The sequence below is a fragment of the Paenibacillus sonchi genome (assembly GCF_016772475.1).
In the GTDB taxonomy this organism is placed as follows: Bacteria; Bacillota; Bacilli; order Paenibacillales; family Paenibacillaceae; genus Paenibacillus_AQ; species Paenibacillus_AQ sonchi.
The window spans coordinates 6,272,837-6,284,365 of record NZ_CP068595.1 but is presented as its reverse complement, the minus strand read 5'-3'; the positions used below and the strand labels follow the sequence as shown (position 1 = coordinate 6,284,365).

Below are 11,529 nucleotides of genomic sequence, written 5' to 3'. Positions count from 1 at the left end.
TTCTATACAAAGCGAACTTGAAAAACTAACAAAAGGGAAAAGGGATGGAGGGGATTTTGGAACTGGAGGAGCGAATGCGTCCGCCTTTGTCTGCGGATTTCCACCGCGAACAGCGGTACAATCAAGAAATCTGCAGACAACAGCGGCCGGAAGTCCAAACATTCACCGGAGTCCCGACGAAGTCCCTTATGTAAAGATCTTAAGTTCGCTCTATATAGGGAGCAGCGCTCACAAAACTTTTAGGAGGTTGCGTAAATTATGTTACCTAGCTTTCATGCGACTACGATTTGTGCGGTGAGACATAATGGCCAGGCGGCAATAGCCGGGGATGGCCAGGTGACATTCGGTGAGAGTGTCATCATGAAGACGACAGCAAGAAAAGTCCGCCGGCTGTACAGGGGACAGGTTATCGCCGGTTTTGCGGGATCGGTAGCTGACGCGATTACGTTGTTCGAGAAGTTTGAGGGCAAGCTGGAAGAGCATCATGGCAACCTGCAGCGTGCAGCCGTTGAGCTGGCCAAGGATTGGCGCCAGGACCGCATTCTGCGCAAGCTGGAAGCCTTGATGATTGTGATGGATAAAGAGGGAATGCTGCTGATTTCCGGCAATGGGGAGATTATTGAACCGGACGATGATGTGCTTGCCATCGGTTCCGGCGGTAATTTTGCGCTTGCCTCAGGACGGGCGCTGAAACGCCACGCGTCTAATCTGAGCGCGCCCGAGATCGCCAAAGAAGCGCTGCAGATTGCCTCCGAAATATGCGTGTATACCAATTCCAATATTATCGTTGAACAACTATAGGCACGGTGCCCAAGAAAGAGGGAGGAAGTCACAATGGTCAATCAATCGCTTACACCCCGGCAAATCGTAGCAGAGCTTGACAAGTATATTGTAGGACAGAAGCAGGCTAAGAAATCGGTTGCTGTCGCACTCCGCAACCGGTACCGCCGCAGTCTGCTGTCTGAGGAGCTGCGGGATGAGGTTGTTCCGAAGAACATTCTGATGATCGGACCGACCGGTGTCGGCAAAACCGAGATCGCCCGTCGTCTGGCCAAGCTGGTAAATGCTCCATTCATTAAGGTGGAGGCGACCAAGTTTACTGAGGTTGGCTATGTGGGCCGTGATGTGGAGTCTATGGTCCGCGATCTGGTTGAAACCTCCATTCGTATGGTGAAGCTGGAACGGACCGAAAAGGTAAAAGACCGTGCCGAAGAACTGGCGAATGAACGTATCGTCTCTATTTTGGTGCCTGGGGGATCGAAAAATAAGTCGCAGCGGAATCCTTTTGAAATGATCTTCGGCGGGAACAATAACGCAGCTGAGGATGCCAAAGATGATGCCGAAGATGGAAGCCTCAGCGAGCGCCGCCGCGGAGTCAAGTTCAAGCTGCTGGCTGGCCAGCTGGAGGATGACATCATCGAGGTCGACGTAGAAGACACTGCGCCTACTATGCTGGATATGTTCGCAGGCCAAGGCAATGACCAGATGGGGATGAATATGCAGGAGATGTTCGGCAGCCTGCTGCCCAAACGGACCAAGAAGCGCAAGCTTCCGATCAGGGAAGCCCGGAAAGTGCTGATTCAGGATGAAGCGGCGAAGCTGATCGACATGGATGATGTCATTCAGGAGTCGGTGGCTCGTGCGGAGCAGTCCGGGATTATTTTTATCGATGAAATCGACAAAGTAGCCAGTCAAGGCAAGGGCTCCGGACCGGATGTATCGCGGGAAGGGGTACAGCGTGATATTCTGCCTATTGTCGAAGGCTCTACGGTAATGACCAAATACGGCCCTGTGAAGACGGACTACGTGCTGTTTATGGCCGCAGGGGCGTTTCATGTGGCAAAGCCCTCCGATCTGATCCCTGAGCTCCAAGGCCGGTTCCCGATCCGCGTAGAATTGAGCAGCCTCACGCTTGAGGATTTCGTGTCTATTCTGACTGAACCGGAAAACGCGCTAACGAAGCAATATGTCAATTTGCTGCAAACCGAAAATATTGAAGTTCAGTTCCAAAAAGAAGCGATTTACGAAATTGCCCGGATTGCAGCCTCAGTGAACCAAAATATGGAGAACATCGGTGCGCGAAGACTGCATACTATTCTGGAGAAACTGCTGGAAGACCTATCTTTCGAAGCACCGGAGCTGACTTTGGATACGATGGTCATCACTCCGGAGTATGTGCGTGAAAAATTGGCAGGAATCGCACAGGACCGCGATTTAAGTCAATATATTCTCTGATGCGACAAGTTTCAAAATAATTAAAATTTAGGCATTAGGAATTAGGCCTTTACAAAAAATCCCCCATTTCGGGGGATTTCGTGCTATAAAATGTTATTTTTCCGAAGAATTTGGGCTGAAAATGTCAAATAATTGAAAAAACATGCTTTAAGCCCTCTCTTTTCAGAAAAGATAGGGCTTATTTCTTATTGTAATAATATACAAATTCTAAGAGAATCAATGTATGTGAGATTGACATTTATTTCGTCCATCGACATCTTTCGACCTATATTCGGTAAGTTAGGAAGAATTTTATCCTTTTTTGTCGAATCAAGCAGGAATTCTTAAGAAGTTTGTGGAATTCATTTCAGAACAAAAGCTATGGAAGGGGGATTTCCATTGGGTTTATTGAACAGCGTCAGTTTTCAAAGATTACAGGGAGGCCTTGATGCCGCCACCAAACGACAAAGTGTGCTGGCAAATAACGTAGCCAACGCCGACACTCCGAATTTCAAACGCTCTGATGTTAATTTTGAGAGCTATTTACAGCAGCAGGAGAACGGTCTTAAGTCCACACTGAATGCGAAGGTGACAGATTCCCGGCACTTCCAATTCGGGACAGGTACTATTGTACCAACAGCAACAGTCAGTACCGATGAAACAACTTCTATGAACAATAACGACAATAATGTGGATATGGACCGGGAGCAGGCGTTAAGCGCAGAGAACCAGCTCAGGTACAATTCATATGTGGCGCAATTGAACAGCCAGATTACAATGATGCGAACAGTAATTGAAGGGAGGTAGCGAACAATGAATTTTGGCAGCAGTTTTGGAATCAGTGCTTCAGCATTAACCGCCCAGCGGCTGAGAATGGACGTGATTTCCTCCAATATTGCCAATGCAGAGACAACAAGAGCTTCAGTGGTTGATGGCAAGGCAGTACCTTACCGGCGGAAATTGGTTGTACTGGAAACAAACCAGAACGACAGCTTCTCCAACATCTTGAATTCCAAGATGAACAGCGATGGCAGTCAGGGTGTGAAGGTTCAGTCGATCATCGAGGATTCTTCTCCTCTGAAGCCTGTATACAACCCAAGCCATCCGGATGCGGATGCTGATGGTTATGTATATATGCCAAATGTGGATATAACCAAAGAAATGGTGGACATGCTGTCTGCGTCCCGATCTTATGATGCCAATGTCACGATGCTTAATGCATCGAAGGGTATGGTAACCAAGGCGCTCGAAATCGGGCGGTAAAATTTAGAACACACCGGGAGGGAAACTGTTGATACAGAATTTAAACATTGGAGCTCAGGCTATCAAGCCGCTCGCCATGAAAACATCAGCCGCTGAGTCATTACCATCAGAAGGTTCGGGACAGAACTTTGGCGCTTATTTACAGAATGCTTTGGAACAGGTAGCAAATCAAGAACAGCAGGCAAAAGATATGAGTAACAAGTTCATCCTGGGTGAGGTCAATATTGATGAAGCTATGATTTCTTCCCAACAGGCATTGCTGAGTTTGCAGTTGACTACACAAGTCCGGAACAAAGTAATTGAAGCCTATCAGGAAATTATGAGAACTCAAATCTAAATAATCCTAGCTAAGTTTCGGATGGGGTGACACTGTGAATGAAAGATTTGCCCAGTACCGGGAAAGGGTAACCCAGTATTGGAACAGATTCAGCGGTAAACAGAAAATACTATTTTTCTCTACCCTGTTTATCATCATAATCATAATCGTGGTCTTAACGATGCAATTGTCAAAAACGGAATACGAAGTGGCTTTTCAGGATTTGGACAGTACGGATTCAGCCGGTGTAATGAAGTACCTGGATTCTGCCGGAGTTTCTTACCGCTTGAGTCCGGATGGCAAAAGCATCTCCGTGCCAAGTACGGATGCGGCCCGCGTCAAAGTGGATATTGGCTCGCAGGGAATCGTACAAGGCGGTTCCATCGGTTATAAGGTCTTCGACGAGTCCTCGTCGATGATCGGCACTACAGACAGCGAATTCAATGTTAAATATAACAATGCATTGAACGGTGAAGTAGAGCAGCTTATGAGACGGATGCAGGGGATCAAGGATGCCAAGGTCCTGATCAATCTGCCTAAGGAAACCGTATTTGCCTCACAAGAGAACCAGGAGCAGGCTTCTGCTTCGGTCGTGCTTAGCTTCGATCCTGGCTTTAGACCTACACAAGACAATATTGACGGTTATTTCAACCTAGTGAAGACCGCAGTTCCGAATCTGCCGGTCGACAACATTACGATTGCCAATAATGAAATCGAATTAATGCCGACGGCCAAGGGCGGGCAGGCAGGAGTTTCCAGCCAGGTTGAAGAAAACTTTGCCCTCAAAAAGAAATTTGAGGAAGAAGTTAAAAAGAATGTGAAACAATTCCTTAGTACGCTCACAGGTCCGGATAAAGTAGATGTTCTGGTCTTCTCACAGTTGAATTTTGACAAGGAGAATCGCCAGGAGAAACTGGTCACACCGGTAGATGCGGAAAATATGAAAGGGATTGAGATCAGCTCGCAGATTATCAGCAATACCTATTCAGGTCAGGGAAACACTACCGGAGGAGTAGCAGGTACAGGCTCGCAAGATGTTGCGGGTTATCCATCGGATACGGGCTCGGGAACTTCTTCATCTGAGGAGTCTTCGGAGACAAGAAACTTTGAAGTGAACCATATCACTAAAGATATTATTGCAAGTCCTTACTCTGTTAAAGATTTAACCATAAATGTTGCGGTTGAACCACCTACCGGACAAAATACTTTGGATGATACTACATCAGCAGCAATTCAGAATATTTTGGTGAATATCGTACGTGCTTCTCTGGCGGATTCAGGTGTCTCTTATACAGACGCGGACTTAGCCAAAAAAGTTTCGGTATACTCCCAACAATTTGGAAGCACGGATGCCAATACGGCTTCAGGCGGGCTTGCAACGTGGATGATCTGGGCAATTGCTGCAGCTGCTTTGCTGGTTGGCGCAGGGGTCGGATACATGATCTACCGCAACCGCAAGAAGCAGGAAGAAGAGGTGGAAGAAGATATTCCGCTTCAGGTTCCTACAGAATTCCCGTCCATTAATATGGATAGCATGACGAACGAAAGTCAGGTTCGCAAGCAACTGGAAAGTCTGGCCAAGAAGAAGCCGGATGAATTCGTAAATCTGCTGCGTACTTGGCTAGCAGATGAACAGAGGTGAACTAATGGCAAAAGCCACTCAGCAGGCGCTTAGCGGCCGTCAAAAAGCGGCTATCCTGCTAATCACACTAGGGCCCGAGGTATCGGCGCAAATATTCAAACATCTGAGGGACGAGGAAATTGAACAGCTGACTCTGGAAATTGCCAATGTCCGTAAGGTAGATAGTGCGGAAAAAGAGTCCATTATGGCTGAATTTCACCAAATTTGCCTCGCGCAGGAATACATCTCACAAGGCGGTATCAATTACGCCAAGGAAATTCTGGAGAAAGCGCTTGGTTCAAGCAAGGCGATGGAGGTCATCAACCGCCTGACGGCAACACTGCAGGTACGGCCATTCGATTTTGCCCGGAAGGCTGATCCTAATCAGATTTTGAACTTTATCCAGAATGAAAATGTACAGACTATAGCGCTGGTCTTGTCTTATCTGCAATTTGAACAGGCGGCCTCCATCCTGTCCTCGCTTCCACAGGAGAAACAGGCTGAAGTAGCCAGAAGAATTGCAATTATGGACAGCACCTCACCGGAAGTCGTTACTCAGATTGAGCGGGTGCTGGAGCAGAAGCTCTCAGCTACTGTAACTCAGGATTACACGAATGCCGGCGGTATTGAATCGATTGTGCAGATTCTGAACGGTGTTGACCGTGGTACGGAGCGCACGATTCTGGATTCCCTGGAAATTCAGGATCCGGAGCTTGCCGAAGAAATCAAAAAGCGGATGTTCGTCTTCGAGGATATCGTCAACGTGGACAACCGTTCGATCCAGCGGATTATCCGCGATATCGAAAATGCCGATTTGCAGCTGGCGCTCAAGGTGGCCAGCGAGGAAGTGCGGGACGTTATTTTCCGCAATATGTCGAAGCGGATGGCCGAAACCTTCCGCGAAGAAATGGAATATATGGGTCCGGTACGGCTGCGTGATGTCGAGGAAGCTCAGACACGCATCGTAGGAACGATCCGCAGACTCGAAGAATCAGGTGAAATAATCATCGCCCGTGGCGGAGGAGATGACATCATTGTCTAGGCTGATCAAACATTCACAGTATGTTCCGGTTGATGTTCTCAAACGGCTGGAACAAGCCAGGCAGTATGCAGGCCTGACTGAGGAGCCGATTGCTTCGGATGAGGCGGCAGGCGAGGTGCATATTCAGGATTCTGCCAGAGAAGAGGCGGAACAGGCCCGCAAGCAAATGCTGAAGGATGCACAGGAGTTTGCCGAAGGACAGGTCCGAGACGCGGCACAGGAAGCTGAGAATATTGTAGAATCGGCACGGACAGAGGCTGAAGAGTGGTGGCGGCAGCGCAGGGAACAGGATGAGCATCTTGTCGAGGCCGTCAAATCGGAAGCCTATCAACAGGGATACCAAGAGGGACAGGCACAGGCTGAACTGGAAATGTCGCGGAAAATGGCCGAGATGATGGAGGAAGCAAGACAGGTTCTCCAGGAAGCCTACCGGGCCAAAGAAGTTATTATTCAAGAGGCTGAGCCTTTTCTGGTAGAGCTTAGCTGCAGTATTGCCGAGAAGATTGTGGACAAGCAGCTGACCGTGGAGCCGCAATTTGCCATGGATCTGATCCGCAAGAATCTTGCCCGCAAACGCGAGCAGGGACTGATTTCATTATGTGTGTCCCCGGCACAGTTCTCCTTTGTTAATGCCGCCAGGGAAGAACTGGCAATGGCAGTGGATTCTCAGGCGGAGCTGCAAATTCTGCCTGACTCAACTGTAAAGGATCACGGCTGCGTCATCCGTTCTTCTTTTGGAAGTATTGATGCGCGAATTGATACACAGCTCGCTGAAATCAAAAAAGAGCTGATCCGGATCGCACTGGATACCGATGAGAACAGAAATGGGGAAGACGATGCTTGACAGCGGACGGTATAAGGAGCAGCTGCGGAATTTTGACCCGGTCAGAATCAATGGTAAAGTTACTCAGGTGATCGGGCTGATGGTAGAGTCGGAAGGACCGGATGCGAGTATCGGCGATGTATGCTATATCTATCCGGCCAAAGGCAACAAGCCGCTGCAGGCTGAAGTTGTAGGCTTTCGCGACAACAAGGTGCTGCTGATGCCGTTAGGTGAGCTGCAAGCCATAGGGCCGGGCTGTGATGTTGTGGGTACTGGCAAGCCTCTAAGTGTACAGGTAGGCTCGGAGCTGCTGGGCAAGGTTCTCGACGGGTTGGGACAGCCGCTTGACGGCTCGCTCATTCCGGCGCGCATGCCGCACAGTTCAACGTTCAATATTCCATCCAATCCGCTGAACCGCCCCAGGGTGCATGAGCCGATCAGTATTGGGGTCAGAGCCATCGACGGATTGCTCACCATAGGCAAAGGCCAGCGTGTAGGCATCTTTGCCGGATCAGGGGTCGGCAAGAGCACATTGATGGGCATGATCGCCCGCAATACATCTGCAGATGTGAATGTGATTGCCTTAATTGGTGAACGGGGCAGAGAGGTGCTGGACTTCATTGAACGCGACCTCGGTCCGGAAGGACTGCAGCGGTCAGTCGTTGTAGTCGCCACCTCTGACCAGCCGGCGCTTATCCGCATTAAAGGCGCGCTCATTGCCACAACGATTGCCGAATATTTTCGCGACCGGGGCTTGAATGTCATGCTGATGATGGATTCAGTCACCCGTTATGCCATGGCGCAGCGTGAGGTGGGACTGGCGGTTGGAGAACCGCCGGCAATGAGAGGGTACACTCCCTCGGTGTTTGCCAGCCTTCCGAAGCTGCTTGAGCGGGCCGGAACCGGACCTACCGGATCGATTACCGCTTTTTACACAGTGCTCGTGGACGGTGACGATATGAATGAGCCTATTGCTGACGCAGTGCGCGGAATCCTGGATGGACATATTGTGCTGAACCGGAATATTGCCAATAAGGGACATTTTCCAGCCATCGATGTTCTCTCCAGCATCAGCCGCGTCATGAAGGATATTGCTCCCGAGGAACAGATTGCTGCGGCTGAGAATGTAAAGCGGCTCATGGCTGTATACAAGGATTCGGAAGATTTGATTAACATCGGTGCCTACCAAAGAGGCTCCAATGCCCAGATCGATGAGTCGATGCATTATATTGACAGCATATGGAATTTCACCAAGCAGAAGGTAAACGAAAAGGTCACGCTGGCCGAGGTCCAAGAGTCTTTAATTTCCCAGTTCTCAAGGAGTTGATTGATCATGAGGTTTCATTACACTTTTCAAAAAGTTGTGGACTTGAAAGCAAATGAAAAAACACAGGCAGAGTGGATGCTGTCAAGCGCCCTCGGAGAACTTCAAGCCCAGGAAAAAAGTCTTGAGGACTTGCTGGAGCAACGCCGCGGACTGATGCTGGCACTGCAGCATGCGGCCGAACAGAAAACGCCGATGTCCAAGCTGCGTGAGATGCAGGATTATGTCGATTATCTGGACCACTGCATCGCGCGCAAACACTCGGATATCAGCCGTGCGCATGTTGAAGTTCAGCGCAAGCAGAATCACCTCAGCACGAAGGTACTGGATGAGAAGGTGTGGCTGAAGGCTAAAGACAAGGCCCAGACCGCATTTCAGCAGAGTATGATTTTACGGGAACAAAACGAACTGGATGAGATGGCTACCGTCCGCTTCGCGATGAAATCCCTCTAACCCAGGAGGTTTCCGCTAGTGGCTAACAATGATATGGAATTTGAAACTGAAGGGTCAGCAAGTAAATTTGAACGGTTTTTATTTTTGATGATACCGATCATCTTTACCCTTGTCCTGCTTGGGGTACTGTTAACTCTGTTTAATATGGATATCCGCAACAACGTTCTGGCCATTGCGAACAAGATTCCGGTTGTGGAGAAATGGGTGCCTGACCCGCCGCAATCTGCTGATGAAGCAACCGACCCGAAGCAGCAGGCTGAAGAGCAGGCAGCAAGCTCTGATAAGACGATCAAGGAGCTAAAGTCTCAGCTGGAGGCACAAAGCGAGCAGCTTAAGAAGGCGAACGAAGATACTGCGGCTCAGGCAACGAAAGCTGAAGCGCTGCAGAAGCAGATTGACGGTATGAAGGAAGAAGCCGCAGCTGCAGAAGCAGGTACAGAGGAGACAGAAGATCCCTATGTGAAGCAGTTGAAAGATCTGGCCAAGCTGTATGCGGGGATGAAAGCCTCCAAAGCTGCGCCAATCATGGAGAATTTGACCACAGATGAAATGGTGCAAATCTTCAGTGTAATGAATAATGCCAGCAAAACAGCTATTTTAGAAAAAATGGATCCCAAAAAAGCTGCGGATGTCTCCATTAAGCTAAAAGAAACTACAAATTCAACCGATATGGCTATTGCAGCCCTTCAATCCAGACTAAAGCAGGATGCGGGAGCTTCAACAAAGACCACAGCAACAAATAATCTGGATAAAGAGAAGCTGAACCAGACATTCACTAGCATGCCGGCTGCTGATGCAGCAACACTGCTGGGTTCGATGTACAAGATCAGCCCGGACAAAGTGATCACGATTCTTAACACGGTTAGTGATACAGTCCGCTCTTCAATTCTGGGGGAGATGACCAAGAATGACAGCGCTCAGACAGCTAAGGTTGTAAACCGGCTGATGGGCGGAAAATAACACTGGAAAGGAGGTGAAAAAATGAGTTTAGTTGTTCAATCAATGAGTGGCGGGAATAAAGCTGCTGCCACAGGGACATCAACTGCTGCAAGCGCGGGTACAGCCGCTGGAACAGCATCAGCCGCACCTTTTGCCCAGACTCTTGTTCAGAGCATGGGCGCAGCGCAAGCCACAGAAACGGCAGTGCCGGCGGTACTGGGGAATTTGGCTTCACTGCTGCAAGGTCTAATGAACGCTGTACAAGCAGCTGGTGAAGAAACAAGCAACGATGCTACAGCCAAAAGCGCCGAGCTGCTGCAGGGTCTTACGGAAGATGTGGAGAAGCTGGATGAAGACATTAGCAGTGAACCTGCTCTGATGGCTGCACTTCAAGGATGGCTGCTCCAGGTATCTGCTCTATTATCAGGAAGCGCTCCTTCTGAGGGAAGCACCGAAGCAGGAAGTATCCCTGCTGAAACGCTATCTCCACTTGCACAGAATCCGGAGACACTACGCTTTGCCGTCCAGGACGAGCTTAACAGTCTGGTTAGCCTGGTTCAGCAAGCTGCCGCAGAGGGGAATGAACCAACAGCCTCGGCGGGAATTGCCCTGTTGAATAATTTTACAGCGATTCTGGCGGATACGGTGGTTCCTGACCATAAAGCTAAGGCAAAACCGGCTGTCAGCACTGACGCTGCACCAGTAGTTTTGAAGCCAGTGTCCGAAACGGATTCCAACGTGGAGGTAAAGGTAAAAACTCCAGTCTCTACAGACATCCGCACCAGTCCCGCTACTGCAGCAGCAACTGAGAATACCGCAGCGGTTCCAGCTGCAACAGTAACAGCAAATGATGAGGCAGATATGGTTGCTGCACCACTGGCTAAGGCGGCTCTAACAGCAGATGCTTCTAAGGATGGAGCGGAAACTGAAGTTTTGGCTGGAGCAAAACCGGCTGAAGAGAACCATGAAGTCGTAACTGCGGGGCAGCTGTCGTTGAGAGGTGGAATTACTGCGCCGCTTAAGGCAGTGGCACCACCGGTTCCTGTACATCAGTTCGCTAATGAGATGACCTCGTTTATAACAGGCAAACTGGAGATTGTCAAAAAAGGCGGAGTGGCTGAGGCGACAATTACACTGTTCCCTGAGAATCTTGGGCAGGTGGATGTTAAAATCACGATGCAAAACGGCCATTTGGTTGCCCAGTTCTTAACTGAGCATGCCGGAGCCAAAGATATGCTGGAACAGCAGATGAGCCAGCTCAGATCAGCATTGCAGCATCAGGGTCTTCAAGTTGAAAAATTGGAGGTTACCCAAAACAATACACCGCTGCAGTCCCAATATAATGGAAGCCAGCAGGGGCGTGGAGCCGGTTCCGGCAGTCAGCAGCAGGAAAGACGTTCCAAAGAACGTACGGAGGAAATCGGTGATGCGGTGCTTGCCGCTGAGCTGAATGGCGAATGGAAAGAATGGGTTGCAAGCACGCAGCAGGATAGCCATTCGCAAGGTGGAAGTTTCTCAGCCAAGGCCTAACAAA

The 11,529-nt window shown here is 49.4% G+C and carries 12 protein-coding genes; all 12 read left to right on the top strand.

Annotated elements, in window-relative coordinates; translation table 11 throughout:
- The first annotated feature begins 258 nt into the window (after nucleotides 1-258).
- The gene (gene hslV, locus JI735_RS28165; RefSeq protein ID WP_039791297.1) at nucleotides 259-801 is read left to right on the top strand and encodes an ATP-dependent protease subunit HslV; all 543 of its coding nucleotides are present in this window, start codon (nucleotides 259-261) and stop codon (nucleotides 799-801) included.
- Nucleotides 802-834: 33 nt separating this feature from the next.
- Nucleotides 835-2,235 (top strand): ATP-dependent protease ATPase subunit HslU, encoded by a 1,401-nt coding sequence (gene hslU / locus JI735_RS28160; RefSeq protein WP_039836545.1) that lies wholly within the window; start codon nucleotides 835-837, stop codon nucleotides 2,233-2,235.
- Between the two features lie 378 nt (nucleotides 2,236-2,613).
- Nucleotides 2,614-3,021, top strand: coding sequence for a flagellar basal body rod protein FlgB (gene flgB / locus JI735_RS28155; protein ID WP_039836546.1), 408 nt, complete (start codon nucleotides 2,614-2,616; stop codon nucleotides 3,019-3,021).
- 6 nt (nucleotides 3,022-3,027) lie between these two features.
- Entirely contained in the window at nucleotides 3,028-3,477 is a 450-nt protein-coding gene (gene flgC, locus JI735_RS28150) for a flagellar basal body rod protein FlgC (protein WP_020434130.1), read from the top strand.
- Between the two features lie 28 nt (nucleotides 3,478-3,505).
- Nucleotides 3,506-3,814: a flagellar hook-basal body complex protein FliE gene (gene fliE, locus JI735_RS28145; protein ID WP_039836547.1), complete on the top strand. Its 309-nt coding sequence runs from the start codon at nucleotides 3,506-3,508 to the stop codon at nucleotides 3,812-3,814.
- A 34-nt stretch (nucleotides 3,815-3,848) separates the two neighbouring features.
- Nucleotides 3,849-5,435 (top strand): flagellar basal-body MS-ring/collar protein FliF, encoded by a 1,587-nt coding sequence (gene fliF, locus JI735_RS28140; RefSeq protein WP_039836548.1) that lies wholly within the window; start codon nucleotides 3,849-3,851, stop codon nucleotides 5,433-5,435.
- Nucleotides 5,436-5,439: 4 nt separating this feature from the next.
- On the top strand, nucleotides 5,440-6,456 hold the full coding sequence (gene fliG / locus JI735_RS28135; RefSeq protein WP_020434127.1) for a flagellar motor switch protein FliG: 1,017 nt from the start codon (nucleotides 5,440-5,442) through the stop codon (nucleotides 6,454-6,456).
- Nucleotides 6,449-7,300 carry a FliH/SctL family protein gene (locus JI735_RS28130; RefSeq protein WP_202676647.1) on the top strand — a complete coding sequence of 284 codons (852 nt, stop codon included), beginning with the start codon at nucleotides 6,449-6,451 and terminating at the stop codon, nucleotides 7,298-7,300. The genes fliG and JI735_RS28130 overlap by 8 nt, the downstream gene beginning before the upstream one ends.
- Entirely contained in the window at nucleotides 7,293-8,606 is a 1,314-nt protein-coding gene (fliI, locus tag JI735_RS28125) for a flagellar protein export ATPase FliI (protein ID WP_202677700.1), read from the top strand. The genes JI735_RS28130 and fliI overlap by 8 nt, the downstream gene beginning before the upstream one ends.
- Before the next feature lie 6 nt (nucleotides 8,607-8,612).
- The gene (gene fliJ / locus JI735_RS28120) at nucleotides 8,613-9,056 is read left to right on the top strand and encodes a flagellar export protein FliJ (RefSeq protein WP_039836555.1); all 444 of its coding nucleotides are present in this window, start codon (nucleotides 8,613-8,615) and stop codon (nucleotides 9,054-9,056) included.
- Between the two features lie 18 nt (nucleotides 9,057-9,074).
- Nucleotides 9,075-10,016, top strand: a complete 942-nt coding sequence (locus JI735_RS28115) for a MotE family protein (RefSeq protein WP_233476087.1) — start codon at nucleotides 9,075-9,077, stop codon at nucleotides 10,014-10,016.
- A 21-nt stretch (nucleotides 10,017-10,037) separates the two neighbouring features.
- The gene (locus tag JI735_RS28110; RefSeq protein ID WP_202676646.1) at nucleotides 10,038-11,525 is read left to right on the top strand and encodes a flagellar hook-length control protein FliK; all 1,488 of its coding nucleotides are present in this window, start codon (nucleotides 10,038-10,040) and stop codon (nucleotides 11,523-11,525) included.
- Nucleotides 11,526-11,529 lie beyond the last annotated feature (4 nt).